The organism is Streptomyces nojiriensis (assembly GCF_017639205.1).
In the GTDB taxonomy this organism is placed as follows: Bacteria; Actinomycetota; Actinomycetes; order Streptomycetales; family Streptomycetaceae; genus Streptomyces; species Streptomyces nojiriensis.
In genome coordinates, this window is the sequence record NZ_CP071139.1 from 1,836,393 (window position 1) to 1,852,814 (window position 16,422).

The 16,422-nt window shown below is 73.8% G+C and carries 11 protein-coding genes; 4 read left to right on the top strand and 7 right to left on the bottom strand.

Going from position 1 to position 16,422, the window contains the following annotated elements; all coding sequences use genetic code 11:
* Positions 1–19 precede the first annotated feature (19 nt).
* The 4 genes from JYK04_RS08595 (at position 20) to JYK04_RS08610 (ending at position 8,409) form a co-directional block, all read left to right on the top strand.
* Entirely contained in the window at positions 20–4,759 is a 4,740-nt protein-coding gene (locus JYK04_RS08595) for a type I polyketide synthase (protein ID WP_189734551.1), read from the top strand.
* A complete protein-coding gene (locus JYK04_RS08600; RefSeq protein ID WP_189734553.1) occupies positions 4,756–5,421 on the top strand; it encodes a 4'-phosphopantetheinyl transferase family protein in 666 nt (221 codons plus the stop codon). The genes JYK04_RS08595 and JYK04_RS08600 overlap by 4 nt, the downstream gene beginning before the upstream one ends.
* Positions 5,422–5,550: 129 nt before the next feature.
* Complete coding sequence (locus JYK04_RS08605; protein WP_189734555.1) at positions 5,551–7,989, top strand: SpoIIE family protein phosphatase; 2,439 nt, start codon at positions 5,551–5,553, stop codon at positions 7,987–7,989.
* A gap of 189 nt (positions 7,990–8,178) precedes the next feature.
* Positions 8,179–8,409: a response regulator transcription factor gene (locus tag JYK04_RS08610; protein ID WP_189734557.1), complete on the top strand. Its 231-nt coding sequence runs from the start codon at positions 8,179–8,181 to the stop codon at positions 8,407–8,409.
* A gap of 83 nt (positions 8,410–8,492) precedes the next feature.
* Here JYK04_RS08610 and JYK04_RS08615 read toward each other — a convergent pair whose 3' ends face one another.
* The 7 genes from JYK04_RS08615 to JYK04_RS08645 form a co-directional block, all read right to left on the bottom strand.
* Positions 8,493–9,509, bottom strand: coding sequence for a serine/threonine-protein kinase (locus tag JYK04_RS08615; protein ID WP_189734559.1), 1,017 nt, complete (start codon positions 9,507–9,509; stop codon positions 8,493–8,495).
* Between the two features lie 202 nt (positions 9,510–9,711).
* Positions 9,712–10,275 (bottom strand): hypothetical protein, encoded by a 564-nt coding sequence (locus JYK04_RS08620; RefSeq protein ID WP_189734561.1) that lies wholly within the window; start codon positions 10,273–10,275, stop codon positions 9,712–9,714.
* Positions 10,276–10,450: 175 nt separating this feature from the next.
* Positions 10,451–10,924 carry a hypothetical protein gene (locus JYK04_RS08625; protein WP_189734563.1) on the bottom strand — a complete coding sequence of 158 codons (474 nt, stop codon included), beginning with the start codon at positions 10,922–10,924 and terminating at the stop codon, positions 10,451–10,453.
* Between the two features lie 122 nt (positions 10,925–11,046).
* On the bottom strand, positions 11,047–11,649 hold the full coding sequence (locus JYK04_RS08630) for a hypothetical protein (RefSeq protein ID WP_189734565.1): 603 nt from the start codon (positions 11,647–11,649) through the stop codon (positions 11,047–11,049).
* A gap of 262 nt (positions 11,650–11,911) precedes the next feature.
* Entirely contained in the window at positions 11,912–13,123 is a 1,212-nt protein-coding gene (locus JYK04_RS08635) for a tetratricopeptide repeat protein (RefSeq protein WP_189734567.1), read from the bottom strand.
* Between the two features lie 189 nt (positions 13,124–13,312).
* Entirely contained in the window at positions 13,313–13,987 is a 675-nt protein-coding gene (locus JYK04_RS08640) for a hypothetical protein (RefSeq protein WP_189734569.1), read from the bottom strand.
* Positions 13,988–14,130: 143 nt separating this feature from the next.
* On the bottom strand, positions 14,131–16,410 hold the full coding sequence (locus JYK04_RS08645; RefSeq protein ID WP_189734571.1) for a WD40 repeat domain-containing protein: 2,280 nt from the start codon (positions 16,408–16,410) through the stop codon (positions 14,131–14,133).
* Positions 16,411–16,422: the final 12 nt, after the last annotated feature.

The window sequence follows — 16,422 nt, forward strand, 5'->3', positions numbered from 1 at the left end:
ATGACAAGGAAGAACTCCCATGACCGACATCGCCATCACCGGACTCGGCTGCCGCTTCCCCGGCGCTCCCGACATCAGCGCCTACTGGAAGCTCCTGCTGAGCGGGGAACGGCAGTTCTCCGCCGTGCCGAAGGAGCGCTGGAACCATGAGACCTTCCACGAACCCGGCAATCCGTCCGCACCCCACGCCGCGTACACCGACCAGGTCGCCTTCCTGGAGGACGTGGACCGCTTCGACGCCCTGCACTACGGCGTACCGCCCGCTCGCGCCCGGGCCATGGACCCGCAGCACCGGCTGCTGCTGGACGTCACCCGCGAAGCCCTCGACGACGCGGGGCTGGGCCGGGGCGACTTCGACCGGGAGAACACCGGGGTCTTCTGCGGCATGTCGGTGTCCGACTACAAGGACCTCATGTCGGCCCCCATCCGGGCCATCGCCCTGGCCGAGGACGCGCGGCAGGCCGCGGCGGACCCCGGCGGCCTCCTCGACGCCGTCAAGGACCACGCGGGATCGCTCGGCACCGTACAGGCCTTCAGCCTGCCGGGGAGCCTGCTCAACATGGCCCCCGGCACCGTCAGCCGGCACTTCGACCTCGGCGGGCCCAGCTTCGCCGTCGACGCCGCCTGCTCCGGCTCGCTCGTCGCCCTGGACCAGGCCGTGGCCCAACTGCGCCAGGGCGGCTGCCGGATCGCCGTCGTCGGCGGCGTATACCTCAACCTCACCCCCGACAGCCTGATCGGCTTCTCCACGCTCCGGGCGCTGTCCGCCACCGGGGTGTGCCGCCCCTTCGACGAGGGGGCCGACGGTTTCGTCCTCGGCGAGGGTGCCGGCGCCGTCGTCGTCCGGCCGCTCGCCGACGCGCTCGCCGCGGGCGACCGGGTCTACGCGGTGATCAGGGGCATCGGCTCCGCCAACGACGGCTCGTCCCCCGGGCCGCTGGCGCCCGCGCCCGAAGGCCAGCTGCGCGCCATGCGCCGGGCCTACGACGACGCGGGGGTCGCCCCGTCCTCGGTCGGCTTCCTGGAGGCCCACGGGACCGGTACCGCCACCGGCGACCGGGCCGAGGTGGAGGCGCTGCGCCGGCTGCGTACCGAGTACCCCGACGACGACCCCTCGCTGTGCTACGTCGGCGCGGGCAAGGCCCTCATCGGACACTCGCTGTCCGCGGCGGGCATCGCCGGACTGATCAAGACGGCCCTGGTCGTCCACCACCGGACGATCGTTCCGCAGCCGCGGACCGCCCCGCACCCGGGCCTGGGCATCGGCGCCGCGGGGCTGCGCATCGCCGACGCCTCGCTGCCCTTTCCGGAGTCGGGCACCCCGCGCCGGGCCGCCGTCAGCTCGTTCGGCTTCGGCGGGACGAACGTCCACGTGGTGCTGGAGGAGCGGCCCGCCCCCTCACCCGCTGCGGGCCGCCTCCCGGAGCGCACCGGGGCCTCCGGGGCCTCCCCGGACACCGGCCCTCGGCTCGTCCTGCTCTCGGCCGGCAGCCCCGAACTCCTGGACCAGCACATCGGCGAGGTTCTCGACGCACTCGACACGGCGGACCCCGCCCCGCTGGCAGCCGTGGCCCACACCCTCGGCTCCCGCCGGCCGCTGACGGCCCGGCTCGCGATCGTGGCCGCCGACACGGAGGCCTTCGTACGGCGGCTGCGCCACGCCCGCGAGCAGCTCCTCGAGGGCGAGCGGGGCGACCTCGGGGACGACGGCTTCGCCGCCGACGCCCCGCTGCCGGCCGAGCGGCGCCGCCTCGCCTTCCTCTTCCCCGGTCAGGGCAGCCAGCGGCCCGGCATGATGCGGGACCTCCACGAGCGGTTCCCAAGCTTCCGGGCGACCGTCGACGCTCTGGCCGCCGCGGCCCGCGAGGCCGCCGGCCTCGACATCGGCGACCTGCTGTACGGCGGGGCGGCGACCGCCGAGGGCGAGGACGAGGAGACCGCGCGCCGGCTCGCCTCCACCGAGGTGTGCCAGCCGCTGCTCGGGACCGTCCAGATCGCCGCCACCCGGCTCCTCGCCGGCTTCGGCATCGCTCCCGACCTGGTCCTCGGCCACAGCGTCGGGGAGTTCGCCGCGGCCGCGGCGGCCGGCGCCCTCACCGACGAGGAGACCGTGCGGCTGCTGGTGCACCGGGGCACGGCCCTCCGGGAGGCCGAGAGCGGCCTGCGCGGCGGGATGCTCGCCGTGCAGACCGACAAGGAGACCTGCCGCCGGCTGGTGAACGGCATCGACGACGTGTGGCTCGCCTGCTTCAACCAGCCGCGGCAGGTCGTGGTCAGCGGTACGCCGCACGGGCTCGACGCCATGCGCCGGGCCTGCGCCGACGCGGGGGTCGTCACGGTGGCGCTCGACGTGTCGAACGCCTTCCACTCGCCGCGGCTCGCCGCCGCCGACGAGAGGATGCGCGCGGACCTCGCCGACCGCCCCGTCAGCAGCCCCGTCCTGCCTTTCGTGTCGTCCGTGGACGCGGAGGTCTGTGCCGACTCCGAGCGGCTGCGCGAGCTGTGGGCCCGGCACGCGTCCGCGCCGGTCCGGTTCGGCGATGCCGTGCGCACCGCCTACGACCAGGGGGCCCGCATCTTCCTCCAGGTGACCGGCGGGAACTCGCTCCTGACCTCGGTCCGCCGCAACCTCACCGACCACGGCGACGTCCACGTCGTCCACGTCGCCGGGGCGGCGCCGGACGGCGGCCGGAGCTTCGTCCGGGCCCTCGCCCGGCTCGCGGTCCTGGGCGCACCGGTCGACCCGCGCGCCCTGGTTCCGCGGGAGGAGCGCCGACTGCTCGACCTGCCGGTGGCCAAGCTCGCCACCCAGTCCTACTGGGTGCCCCGCCGGCGCCCGGGGACGACGGGCACCTCCGCTCCGTCCCACCGGTCCCAGGCCCGGCCCCGGCCCGTATCCCCCGAGGAGATCACGATGCACGACGCGCCGCTCCACCCGATGGACGAACTGCTCCGGCTGGTCCAGCAGCAGACCGCGCTGCTCGCCCGCCTCGCGGAGACCCTCCCCGGGCCGAACCCGGCCACGGAGGCGGCGCTGCTGGCCCGCCTCGCCGAGACCCTTCCCGAGCGGAACCGGGCCGCGGGCTCCGTCGCCCCCGCGACGGCCGACACCACGCCGGTGCCCCCCGCCGCTCCCGCCGCGCCCGCCGACGCACCCGCCGACGCACCCGCCGAGGAACCGCCGCCGACCGGGGCCGGGGACATCACCACGGTCACGGAGTCCGTGCTCGCGCACGTGGCGCGGGTCAGCGCGTTCCCGGTGGCCCGGCTGCGTGACGACCAGTTGCTGATCGACGACCTCGGTTTCGACTCGCTGATGCTGACCGACCTGTTCTCCTCCCTCGAGCGGGAGTGGCCGAGGTGGACCCGTGACGAAACGGCCACCGACCGGCCGACCGTCGCAGGGCTCGCCGCGATGATCGCGCGCAGCTGCGGCGACACCGTGCCGGCCCCCGTCCCCGAGCAGCGCTCCGGAGCCGGGGAAGCCCCGGCACCGCCGCCCGCCGACCCGGCCGCGGCCCCGCCACCGCCGCCGCCCGAGCAGCACACACGGATCGAGTGCTTCCCGGAGGTCACCGCCCACACCGAGCGCATCGCCACGCTCTCCGGGCTGGGGCTGGCCAATCCGTACTTCCTCGTCCACGAGGGCGCGCTGACGGACACCACCGTCATCGACGGCCGGGAACTCCTCTCCTTCTCCAGCTACAACTACCTGGGCATGGCGACCCACCCGCAGGTGAACGAGGCGGCCCACGAGGCGATAGAGCGCTGCGGCACCTCGGTATCCGCCAGCCGGCTGCTCTCCGGCAGCCGACCGCTCCACGTGGAACTCGAGAGCGAGATCGCCGACCTGCTCGGATGCGAGGCGGCGGTCACGCTGGCCAACGGCCATGCCACCAACGTCACCGTGATCGGCCACCTCGTCGGCCCCGGGGACCTCATCGTCCACGACTCCCTCGCGCACGACAGCATCCTGCAGGGGTGCAAGCTGTCCGGCGCGACCCGGCGGCCCTTCCCCCACAACGACGCCACCGCCCTCGACACCCTGCTGACGCAGGTCCGCGACCAGTACCGGCGGGTGCTCGTCGTCGTCGAAGGCGTCTACAGCATGGACGGGGACATCGCCGACCTGCCCGCCCTCGTCGACGTCAAGCGCCGGCACGGCGCGCTGCTGATGATCGACGAGGCGCACAGCATCGGGACGATCGGCCGGACGGGCCGCGGCATCGGCGAGTACTACGGCATCGACCGCTGGTCGGTCGACCTGTGGTCGGGCACGCTGTCGAAGGCGCTGGCGAGCTGCGGCGGCTACGTCGCGGGGAGCCGCCCGGTCGTGGAGTACCTGCGCTACACCGTGCCGGGCTTCGTCTACAGCGCCGGGATGACCCCGGCCGACACCGCGGCCTCGCTGACCGCCCTGCGCATGCTGCGCGCCGAGCCGCAGCGGGTGGCACGGCTGTCGGAGAACGCGGCGCTCTTCGTCCACCTCGCGCGCGAAGCGGGCATCAACACCGGGGACAGCCATGACACGCCGGTCGTGCCGTGCATCGTCGGGGACTCGCTGAAGACCCTGCGGCTCGCGGAGGCCCTGTTCCAGCAGGGCATCAGCGTCAACCCCATCCTCCATCCGGCCGTACCGGAGGAGCTGGCCCGGCTGCGGTTCTTCATCACGTACGACCACACCCCCGGCCAGATCCGCCAGGCCGTGGCCGCGCTGGCGCGCGAGCTGCTGCTCCTCGACTCGGCCCCGGTGTCATGACCGCCGCCGTGGACGCCGTCTTCCGGCCGGTCGCTCCGGGTCGGGTCCACCGGTGGGGCGGGGCCCGCCTGATCGTGGCCCGGGCCCGCGAGCTGCGGCGGGTGCCGCCGCTCTCGCCGGCCGAGCGGCGCGTGCTCGGCGCGCTGCCGGCGTGGCGGCAGGCCGAGTGGACGGCCGGCCGGCTGCTCGCCAAGCGGCTGGTGGGTGAGGTGGTCTCGGCGCCGGCGGACGGTGTGGAGATCCTCCCCCGGGACGACGGCAGCCCCCGTGTCGTCGTCGGCGGCAGCAGCCCGGCGCCCGCCCTGCACGTCTCCATCAGCCACACCGCCGGGTACGTCGCCGCGGCGCTCGCGCCGGAGCCGGTCGGGGTGGACCTGTGCGAGTTCGCCTCGGCCGACGCCGTACGCCGGGTCGCGGACCATTTCCTGTCGCCCGAGGAGCTCTCCCTGATCGGCAGGGAGCGGCCCGACGCCATGACCGGGGCCTGGGCGCTGAAGGAGGCCGCCGTCAAGGCCGACCGCAGCGGGGTCTTCGGCGCCGCTCCGCGCGGCATCCCGATCCTCGGCCTCCGGCCGCCCGTCCTCGGCGGACGGCGCCGCGCGATGGTGTGGCGGGCGGACGACGCGGCGCTCGCCCTGGTCCTCGCGCACCCGGGTGGCTGAGTGCCCCGCCTGACCGTACTGCGTTGGTGCTCCTTGCCCGGCTGGATGATCCTGGTCAGAGGAGCGCCTGGCCGTGCACGTCCCCGTGGGACGGCGGCAGCGGAACGAGCGAGGGCGAGATGAGTGGCGATGGAGCAAGTTCCCACCTCTCCTGGTGAGCGGCCCGCGGAGACGGGCGCCTCCCTCGAGTCGGCCTACACGGCCTCGGCGACGATCAACGAGCAGGGCATCGTCACCGAGTGGAGCGAGGGCGCGACCCGGCTGCTCGGCTACGTCCCGTCCGAGGTCGTGGGACTGCCCGCCGCCCACCGGCTCGCCGATGTCCTCGGTGACGCGGCGCGGCGGGTGCCGTCCGAGCAGGAGCGGTGGAGCGGCACGGTGGCGCTGCGCCACCGGGACGGTCACCGCATGGAGGTGGCACTGCTCGCGCACCGCTGGACGTCCAGCGGCGGCACCGTCAAGTGGTTCGTGGTGTCCGCCGTCGGGGGCGCGCACCGCTCTCCCTGGGACGAACCGCTGAAGGAATGGGCGTTCACCCAGTCCCCCTGCTTCCTGGCGATCTTCGACACGGACCTGCGACTGGTACGGGCGAACACCGGCATGGAGCGCACGCTCTCCCTGACGGAGGCCGAGATGCGGGGACTACGGCTGCCGGAGATCGCGCCGGATCCCGTGAGCGACGAGACCGAGCGCCGGATGCGCCTGGCGCTGGACTCCGGTGAGCCGCAGTACATGGAAGCCTTCGTCCACCCGACGGGCGCCAGCGCGGAGCACGGCTGGGCCACCTCGCTGGCGCCGTTGCGGGACCCGGACGGCCGGGTGCACGCCGTATGCCTGGCCGCGCACGACCGGAACGGGGTGGAGGGCGTCCAGCACCAGATGCTCCTGACGGAGGAAGTCGGCGCCGCGCCCATCGGGACCACGCTGGACAGTGTCCGCACCGCGCACGAGCTGGCCGACGCCGCCGTCCCCCGGTTCGCCGATTTCGCCGTCGTCGACCTGCTGGAACCGCTCCCGCGGGGCGAGGAGCCGTCCTCGGTTCCGGCTGACGGGCCGGTCACCGTGTGCCGCGCCGCGGCGCGGTCGGTCCTCGACGGGACGCCCGAGTCCACGGTCGCCGTCGGGGACACGACCAGCTATCCGCCGCTGTCGCCGCCCGTCGAAGCCCTGGTCGCGGGGCACGGCGCCGTGTACGGGGACGCGGACCCGGCCCTCGCCCGGTGGGCGGCCCAGGACCCCGGAGCCGCCTGGATCGGGGAGTACGGGGCCCACTCGGTCATGGTGGTGCCGATGCGGGCCGGCGGGGGCACGCTCGGTGTGGCCGTATTCAGCCGCCACCGGCGCCGGGAGCCCTTCCAGCCGGAGGACCTCCGGGTGGCCGGGGAGCTCACGGCCCGCGCGGCGGCCGGGATCCGCAACGCGTACCGGTCCGGCCGGGAGCACACGACCACCATGACGCTGCAGCGCAGCCTGCTCCCGCACACGCTGCCCGACCAGGCCGCGCTGGAGATCGCCTCCCGATACCTGCCCGCGGCCGGCGAGGCCGGTGTGGGCGGCGACTGGTTCGACGTGATCCCGCTGTCGGGCGCCCGGGTGGCGCTGGTCGTGGGGGATGTCGTCGGCCACGGCATCCGGGCCACGGCGACCATGGGGCGGCTGCGCACCGCCGTACGCACCCTGGCCGATGTCGACCTGGGACCCGACGAGCTGCTCACCCACCTCGACGACCTCGTCATCCACCTGTCCGCCGACGAGGGCGACCAGGAGTCCGGCGGGGAGACGGCCGGCGGCATCGGCACCACCTGCCTCTACGTGGTCTACGACCCGGTCATCCGGCGCTGCACGGTCGCCCGCGCCGGCCACCCGCCGCCCGCCGTGGTCTCCCCGGAGGGATCCGTGTACCTCCTGGACGTCCCGGCCGGTCCCCCGCTGGGCCTGGGCGGCCTGCCCTTCGAGACGCTCGAGGTCGAACTGCCCGAGGGCAGCATCCTCGCCCTGTACACCGACGGTCTGCTGCAGGCCCGCGACCACGACATCGACGAGGCGCTGGACAGCATGTTCGCGGCCCTGGTCCGGCCCGCGGACACGCTGGACACGGTGTGCGACCGCGTACTGACGGCCATGCTGACGCACCGGCCGGACGACGACGTGGCCCTGCTCGTCGCCCGGACCCGGAGCCTGCACGCCGACCAGGTCGTCGTGTGGGACCTGCCCTCCGACCCCTCCGTGGTCGCCACGGCCCGGCGCCAGACGACCGACCAGCTGACGGCCTGGGGGCTGGAGGAGGCCGCCTTCGTCACCGAGCTGCTGGTCAGTGAGCTGGTCACCAACGCGATCAGGTACGGCCAGCCGCCCATCCAGCTGCGGCTGATCCACGAGAAGAACAGCACCCTGATCTGCGAGGTCTCCGACGCGAGCAGCACCGCCCCGCACATGCGGCGGGCCCGGACCTTCGACGAGGGCGGGCGGGGGCTGCTGCTGGTGGCGCAGCTCGCCGAGCGCTGGGGCACCCGGCACGCGGCCATCGGCAAGACCATCTGGGCCGAGCAGTCCCTCACCGAGTACTGAGGACGCGTACAGGGCTGGGCGATATGCACGGAAATGTTCCCTGTGACGCGCCTGTGACAGTCGACGGACAGCTCCATGAAGTCCCGCCGACAAGCTCTTTATCAGGGACAAACACCGACATTCCGGTATACGTCCCCTGCTTCCGAGGACGTGAGCAGTGATGACCAGGCCGATCCGTCGGAGGAAATCATGAGCCTCACCCTCGTCGCCCCGCAGACCGAAGCCACCACCCCCACCCTCGCCCCGCGCGAGCAGGAGGCACTGCGACACATCGCCGCAGGCTGCACCTACCTGCAGACGGCTCGCCAGATGGGGCTCTCCAAGCACACGGTCGACGCCTACCTGCGCCGCATCCGCGCCAAGCTGAACATCAGCACCACGGCCGAGATGACCCGCCTGGCCATCTCGATGGGGCTGTGACAGCCGCGCAGGAACGACGTTCACAGGACAGGACACCACCTCGCCCGCCCCGCCCGTGAAGGGCGGGGCGGGCGAGGCGCGGTCTACGGGCCGCCGGGCAGGCCGTAGAAGACCGGCCGGGCCCAGACCGGGGGCTCCCGCGGGGGCGCGGAGTCCCCCGGGACACCGGGGGGACGGGAGTCCTCCCGCGACGGCGGATCGGCGTAACGGCCGGTGCCGCCTCCCGTGGCGTCGCGGAGGGCCGCCACGAATTCGAGGCAGGACCCGTAGCGGTCCTCGGGGACCTTCGACAGGGCCTTGGTCAGTACATCGGCGGCGGCGGGAGCGATTCCCGGCCGCCGTTCCGTCAGTGGGGGCGGGGGGTCGTACTGGTGCGCCCACAGCAGCGCCGCGTCCTCCTCGCGCTGGAAGGGCGGCCCGCCGGCGAGGGTTTCGTAGACGACGCACGCCAGGCTGTAGAGATCGCACCTGCCGTCCACCGGCCTGCCGGAGATCTGTTCCGGCGCCATGTAGTCGAGCGTGCCGACGAACTCTCCGTCCGTGGTGAACCCGGTCAGCGCCAGCGACTTCTTCGTCAGCCCGAAGTCCGTGAGGTAGATGTGCTCGGGGTGCTCGCTGTCGGTGCCCGCGGCGACCAGGATGTTGCCGGGCTTGACGTCCCGGTGCACCAGGTCGTGGTCATGGGCCGCGTCGAGCGCCGATGCCACCTGGGCGGCGATGCGCAGGGCGGTCGCCACGGGCAGCTGGCCCTCGCGGTCCAGCAGCGCGCGCAGGTCCAGGCCGGAGACGTAGCGCATGGCGATGTAGAGGACGCCGTCGGTCTCGCCGGCTTCGAAGATGGGCACGATGTGCGGGTGGTCGATGGACGCCGCCACCCGCGATTCGTGCGTGAAGCGGCGCCGGAAGGTCTCGTCGCGGGCGCGCTCGGGGGCGATCAGTTTGAGCGCGACCGTACGGTCCAGGCGCAGGTCCTTCGCGCAGTAGACGACGGCCATGCCACCGCGGCCGATCATGCGCTCCACCCGGTAGCCCGCGATCTGCTTGCCGATGAGGCCCGAGGCACGGCCCGCGTACACGCTGAGGTTGGATGCCTCGCTCATCGGACGCCCCCCTCACCCGGCCGGGTGGCGCCGCCGGACGCGGCAGGCCGCTCTTCCATATCTGGAAGTCTATCGAGCGCCCCACCCGCGCGCCGCCCCGTCGCGGCGCGGTGACGGGAGGGACACGCACACGGACACGCACACGCACCGGGACCGGTCCCCGAAGGGAACCGGTCCCGGTGCGCGCCGCGGTCCATGGCGGTCAGTCGTCGTCGCTGCCGCCGGCGCCGCCGTTACCGCCGAAGCCGCCGGTGGTCCCGCAGCCGAAGCCGAAGCAGATGCCGCCGTCTCCGCCGGTGCCGCCCTTGCCGCCGTCACCGCCGGGCAGTGCGACCCCGCCGGTGCCGCCGGTGCCGCCGTTGGCGCTGCCGTTGCACGTCCCGGCGCAGATGCCGCCCTTGCCGCCGGTGCCGCCGGTGCCGCCCGGCACGCCCGTGACGCCGGTGCCGCCGTTGGCGCTCCCGTTGCACAGACCGGCGCAGATACCGCCCTTGCCGCCCTTGGTGCCGTTCACCGATCCCTCGCAGCTGCCCGCACAGACCCGGTCCCCGACGCGGACACTGCCCTTGTCCACCTTGACTCCGTCGAGCACCGCCCGGCCGTCGAACCGGCTCCCGCCCGGATGCGCGTCGCCTTGAACAAAGGCGGAGACCGTCCGGGCGGACGGCGCCGGGGCTGCCGTGGCGACCGGTGCCATCGCACCCGCGCCGATGAGAGTCGCCGAAATGATGAGACCGAGCCGAAATTTCGTGGATCGCGTACGCATGAGATTCTCCCTTGCCTGGAAATTGCTTTACGTGACGCGGCGGCGGTGTTCCGATTTCCCGCTTTCCCGCTTTCCGCGTTCCTGTCGAATGGGCCCGATCGGTGACCGGACGTGCCGTTCTTTTCCCGAGGTTCCACCGGCGCCCCGGCCCGTTGCGGACCGGGGCGCCGAGGCCTTACGAGCGGACGTCGTCCGCCATCAGGGCGAACCAGTCGCCGTCGACGTAGTACTGCTTCCAGGTGTCGATCTGCTTGTCCGTGATCTTGTACTTCTCGGAGATCTTCTTCGTGGTCTCGTCCGGGTCGTCGGCCGCCAGCACGATGAGCACGATGCGCACCTTGTCGACCACCGTCAGATCCGCCTTCGGCTTGTCGGGCAGGTCCTCGAACTTGAAGCAGCCGACCCCGCCGGGCTGGCCGGGCTCACCCGGCTGACCGGGCTCGCCGCCCCGGCCGCCCTTGCCGCCCTCTCCGCCCTTGCCGCCGGCGCCGAATCCGATGCAGTGTTCGGGCTGGTCGGCCGGGGCCGAGGCGCTGATGTTCGTGGGGGTGTGGGACTGCGACGCCTGCGCGGCGCACGCCGTACCGGTGACGAGGGCCAGAGAGGCCGTGACCAGGATGATCGGACGCTGCCAGGACTTCGTGAACATGAGGGGTTTCTCCGTTTCGGCACATACCGACGAGGGGGGGAACTTGGGGGGTGGAACTTGGGGGGTGGGGGGTGGAGGCCCGAAGGCCCCCACCCCGTTGATCCGGTTACTGCGGTGAGCGGTCAGAAGAGGCTGCCGCCACCGGCGCCGCCGTCGCCACCGGCGCCACCGATCAGGCCGCCGAGGCCGCCGTCTCCGGCCCTGCCGCCAGCGCCTCCGTTGAAGATGCTGAAGCCGCCGTTGCCGCCGTTGCCGCCCTTGCCGCCCTTGACGAAGCCGTCGCCGCCCCCGCCGCCGCCACCGGCGTTGCCGCCCTGAAGGACGCCGAAGCCGCCGTCGCCACCGTTACCACCGGCGCCACCGATGCGGCCTTCGCCGCCACCGCCGCCACCGCCACCGGCGCCACCGAGCAGGAAGCCGTCCCCACCGGTACCACCGTTACCGCCCTTGCCACCGGTACCCAGGACACTGCCGCCACCGGAGCCTCCGGCGCCACCGGCGCCACCGACGAGACCGCCGGTACCGCCCTTGCCACCGTCACCTCCGGCGCCCCCGGCGTTCGGGAGGGCCGTAGCGACGTGGGTGGCCACCGGAGCGGCCGAGGCCATGGACGCCGGAAGCACAACTCCTCCTGTGACCACAGCGGCCGCGGCGACCAGAGTGGCGACGCGGAAACCGCGACGGCTGGGACGGACAACGTTGTTGGTGTGCATCTTGCGGTTCATGACTTTCTCCTACAGTTTCAAGAGGGGTGTATGACGTGCCCGGATTTCCGGGACGCTGCGGTGATGTGGACGAGAGAAGAGATCCTCGGAGAGGTATTCCGTTTCTTTCGTCTGCCTCGTTTTGTTTCCGGTGAGGCCCGCACCACAAGTAAGCCCCGGGGGCCACATCCGGGTCATGTTCCGGAAACTCGGGACTTGACACCCTCATGAACGTCGACTAAAAGCCCCCTCGGGCCGGCAGCCCGGCCGGGCTGCGGCCCCGCTACTCGGCGCCGGGCGGCGGGGTCAGCGCCCGCAGCCGGTCCTCCAGGGCCCGGACCTCCGCGAGGGAGGAGGCGTACATCTGCGGCACCTCCGCCGCGAGCTCGCGCATGAGGCCGACCGCCTCCGTGGCGGCCGCCAGGCCCTCTGCGAGGTCGGTGCCCGCCTCGGCGCGCACCCGGGCGTGGAACGCCAGTGCCAGGGCGAGGTCGCCCCGCCGGGCCACGGGGTTGATCGCGGCCTGCTCCCGCATCATCGCCAGGGCCCGGGTGGTGACCTCGGCCGCTTCCCGGAGCCGTCCCAGGTCGGCCAGTGCCGCCGCGAGCACGGAGAGCGCGTCGGCGAGGAGCGCGCCGTGGACGCGGGGATCGCCCTGGTCCAGATCCTCCAGGAGGGCGACCGACTCCTCTGCGGCGGCCAGTGACGCCTCCCGGCCGAAGTGCGTACGGGCGAGGTTGCCGAGCGCCATCGCGAGGTCCCGCCGGTGGACCGCGGGGTTGGCCCGTGCCAGCTGCCGGTAGAGCGTCACCGCCTCCTGGGCGCTCCGCAGTGCCCGGCGCCCCTGGCCGCGCGCCGACCTGCGACGGGCCAGGTTGTTCACCGCTTGGGCGAGCCCGAGGGCGTGGGCGGCCGGGTCCGCCGAGGTCAGCCGCCGGTACAGCGCGACGGACTCCTTGGTGACCTTCAGCGCCTCGGCGTGCAGCCCCAGGCGGGACAGCACCACACCGAGCAGGCTGAGCGCGTGGGCGAGCTGCGGGCGGTACGCGGCGTCCGCGCGGGCGAGCCTGCGGTTCAGGCCGACGGACTCGCGGGCCATCGCGAGGGCCTCCTGCGGGCGGCCGAGTCCCCACAGGGCGGTGGCGAGGCCCATCAGGGTGGCGCCCAGCGGCGCGGCGAAGGGCGCGTCGGCCTGCTGCGAGCGGCTCAGTGCCACGGCTTCGGAGGCGGTGCGCAGGCACTCCTCCCACCGCCCCAGCTTCGACAGCGCCTCGCAGCGGAACACCAGGACGTAGGCGAGCGAGGCGGCCGCGCCCAGGGCTTCGAGCCGGCCGGTCCGGGCGTCGGCGATCCGCGCCCGGTAGAGCCCTGCAGCCCCGTCGGTCGCCGTCAGGGCCTCCTCGTACCGGCCGGCGAGCACCAGCCTGCCGCTCAGCTCGAAGGCCACCCGGGCCGGGTCGGGTACCTCGTCGGCCTCCGTCGTCCCGTCGGGCATGGGGCCCCTCGCTCTCGCGGACGGCCGGGGGCTGCGCGGCCCGCCGGTCGAAGCCGGAAGCTGTGGTGTCGCCGGACCGGCCCCCCGCGCCGGACGACCCCGTCAGCATGCCCCCGGGGGCCGCCCCCGAACCGGCTGCGGCCGTCGCCGTCCGGCCCCGCCCCGGGAGCGGGGCGGGGCCGGGGAGGGTCAGCGGGACGCGACGAACGCGCGGCCCTGGTGGCCCTCGGCGGCGCAGGAGCGCTTCTCCGCGGCCGTCATCTTGCGGCTCTTGACCACCACCGCGTTGCTCTTGCCGTCCGTGCCGTTCTTGGCCGGGCTGGTGATCGTGTCCTGGAAGAACCAGTAGTAGTGGCCCCACTTGGGGCTGTCGTAGTGGGTCTGCCAGGTACCGGAGACCTTCTGCATCACCTGGGCGCGCGAGATCCATCCGACCTCGCCGGGCTTCACCGTCATGTTGAGCGAGCTGCTCTCCGAGTGACTGCTCGACCAACTATGGCTGTAACTCGCGGTTACGCTCAGGTCAACGATGCCCGCTATCTTGCCTCCGGCCGTGACGGAGACGCCCAGCGAGTCGGTGGCGCCCACCGTGTCGTCCCAGGTCATCGACTGCGTGGAGTCGGACGTGCTGCAGTTGAACAGCGAGTTCGACACCTGGCGGAGCTCACCCAGGAACGCCTCCCCGAGCTGGGGCGAGTTGAAGGTGCACTTGCCTTCGCCCGAGGCGCAGTCCGCCATCAGCTGCTGCCGGGTGGGCTGGTCGGCGGCGGATGCCGGAAGGGTGGTCGCCGCAGCGACGGCGCAGGCCGCGACCGCCATGGTCAACGTGCGTGCCGCGTAACGCCTGACGCGGTGTGTGGTCATCGTGGTGCCTCTCACGGTACTGGGGGGATCGGTGAACCGCCGTACGCCGGAGGCCCGTTCACCCGCCCCCACCCGTGCGGCCGATCACCGCCTCTTGCTCCTGAGATCATCCCGACCGACCGGAGGGGTACGGTCCATTTGAGTCAGCCCGCCGCCGGGCACAGCACCGTGACCTCCGGGCCGAAGGCGACCACGAGCCGCCCGTCCGGCGCGGCCCCGAGCGCGGCCGCCGGGAGCGGCAGCGCGTACTCGTTCCCCGCCTCCCGCCCCGTGGCGAGGTCCCAGAACCGCACGGCCTGGCCCTGGCCGATGGCCAACACCGGCCGGGCGCCCGCGACGGTGACGACCATGGGCCCGTTCGGATCCGTGTGGCCGGTCAGCGGTTCGCCGGTCTCCCGCATCGTGGCCAGGTCCCACAGGCGCACCGTCTTGTCACGGCTTCGGCTGACCGCGACGGGCCTGCCGTCGACCAGGGCGGTGGCCACCGATGTCACCCAGTCGGTGTGGCCGGTCAGGGGTCCGCCGATCTGCCGGCCGGTGGTGAGGTCCCACAGCCGTACGGTCTTGTCCCAGCTTCCGGTGACCGCGACGGGCCGCCCCGCCAGTTCCGCCGTCGCGACGGCGGTCACCCTGCTGGTGTGGCCGGTGAGCGGTTCACCGACCGGGCGGCCGGTGGCGAGGTCCCAGATCGCCGCGGTCCGGTCGGCGCCGGCCGTGACCACGACCGGCCGGCCGTCCAGGGTCGCGCCGGCCAGGGCCAGTACCCGGCCCTGGTGGCTGGTGACGGGCTCGCCGAGGTGTTCCCCGCCGACCGGGTCCAGCAGGTGCAGGGTGTCACCGGAGCCCGCGGTCACAACCACCGGCCGCCCGTCCACCACCGATGCGACCATGGCGGTCACCTCGCCCTCCAGGCCGGTCACGGGGTCCGCGACCGGCTGACCGGTGGTCAGGTCCCGGACGCGCAGGCTGCGGTCGGCGGCTGCCGTGACGACCACCGGGCTCCCGTCGAGAACGGCCGTCGTGATCGCCGAAACCGTTCCGGTGTGGCCGGTGCGGGCAGGACCGTCCTCGTGGGTGTGGGTGAGGTCCCAGGTCCGGAGCGTGTGGTCGGCGCCCGCCGTGACGGCCACGGGCCGCCCGTCCACGACGGTGGTGGCCACGTCCCAGACCTTGCCGGTGTGGCCGGTCAGCGGCGGGCCCACGGGCTTTCCGGTGGCCCGGTCCCGTACCACCACCGTGTCGTCCTGCTCCACGGTGAGCAGGACCGGACCGCCGCCGTCGGAGGGGCCGTCCCCGCGGCCGGAGATCCGGTGCCAGAGGTCCCCGTCCTGCTCCGGGCCGGACCGGAGGGCCGGCGCCTCGCCGCTCGCGCCGACGGCGACGGCGACGATCACCCGCATGCCGTTCACGCGCTGCCGGTCGTCCGTCACGTCCCAGATGCGCAGGGTCCCGTCCGCCTCGGCGGTGAGGGCGACGGTACGCCCGTCCAGCACCGCGGTCTCCCGCGCCCGGGTCCGTACCAGCGCGCCGTTCTGGCGGGCGAGGGCCAGGGGGCCGATGAAGCGGGGCTCCTCACCGTCGAGGCCGACGGCGACCGCACGTCCGGTCACCACCGTCACGGTCGTCACGCCGGGCCGGTCCACGCCGCCCGACAGGGCCGCGGCGGCCGAGGAGGTCTCCACCGGCTCGCCGGTGGCCAGGTCCCACACCTCCGGGTCCGGCTCCCCGGCGGTGACGGCGAGCACGCGTCCGTCGATTTCGACGGTCCGCACCACCTCCAGTGACCGGGCCAGTTGCTCACCGGTGCCCAGGTCCCGCACGCGCACCGTCCGCTCCACGTCGACGTCGTCGACGGTGAGGACGACACGGCGGCCGTCCAGCACCGCGAGGCCCGCCGCCGACGGGAAGGCGGCGACCCGGCGGCCGGTGAGCAGGTCCCCCACGTGCAGGGTCCCGTCGGCCCCGAGGGCGAGGAGGACCCGGCGTCCGTCCAGGACGTCGCTCTCCACCAGCCTGACGAACTCCCCGGCCGCGCGGCCGGTGGCCAGGTCCCACACCAGGACCGCGTCGTCGCCGTGCAGGCTGAAGGCCACGGGCCTGCCGTCGGCGACCGCCGTGGCCACGGACAGCACCTCGGCCGTCATCGAGGACACCGGGTCGGTGCGGCCGGTGACCGGGTCGTGGAGCTGCCCGCCCGTCGCGAGGTCCCAGACGCGCACGGTGTTGTCGCGGCTGCCCGAGACCGCGACCGGTCTGCCGTCGACGATCGCCGTGGCCACCGCCCGCACCGGGCCGCCGTGGCCGATGAGGGGACGCAGCCGCCGCTGGTCCGGTACGGGGCCGTCGGCCCACTGCACGGTCCACCGCGGATCGTCGAGCGGGGCATTCACGTCGTCGGGCGCACCCGTGGAGGTCTCAGACATACCCCCGAGGCT

Coding starts and splice junctions, on each gene's coding strand:
- JYK04_RS08595 (WP_189734551.1), top strand. CDS start 20: ATGACCGACATCGCCATCACCGGACTCGGCTGCCGCTTCCCCGGCGCT.
- JYK04_RS08600 (WP_189734553.1), top strand. CDS start 4,756: ATGACCGCCGCCGTGGACGCCGTCTTCCGGCCGGTCGCTCCGGGTCGG.
- JYK04_RS08605 (WP_189734555.1), top strand. CDS start 5,551: ATGGAGCAAGTTCCCACCTCTCCTGGTGAGCGGCCCGCGGAGACGGGC.
- JYK04_RS08610 (WP_189734557.1), top strand. CDS start 8,179: ATGAGCCTCACCCTCGTCGCCCCGCAGACCGAAGCCACCACCCCCACC.
- JYK04_RS08615 (WP_189734559.1), bottom strand. CDS start 9,509: ATGAGCGAGGCATCCAACCTCAGCGTGTACGCGGGCCGTGCCTCGGGC.
- JYK04_RS08620 (WP_189734561.1), bottom strand. CDS start 10,275: ATGCGTACGCGATCCACGAAATTTCGGCTCGGTCTCATCATTTCGGCG.
- JYK04_RS08625 (WP_189734563.1), bottom strand. CDS start 10,924: ATGTTCACGAAGTCCTGGCAGCGTCCGATCATCCTGGTCACGGCCTCT.
- JYK04_RS08630 (WP_189734565.1), bottom strand. CDS start 11,649: ATGAACCGCAAGATGCACACCAACAACGTTGTCCGTCCCAGCCGTCGC.
- JYK04_RS08635 (WP_189734567.1), bottom strand. CDS start 13,123: ATGCCCGACGGGACGACGGAGGCCGACGAGGTACCCGACCCGGCCCGG.
- JYK04_RS08640 (WP_189734569.1), bottom strand. CDS start 13,987: ATGACCACACACCGCGTCAGGCGTTACGCGGCACGCACGTTGACCATG.
- JYK04_RS08645 (WP_189734571.1), bottom strand. CDS start 16,410: ATGTCTGAGACCTCCACGGGTGCGCCCGACGACGTGAATGCCCCGCTC.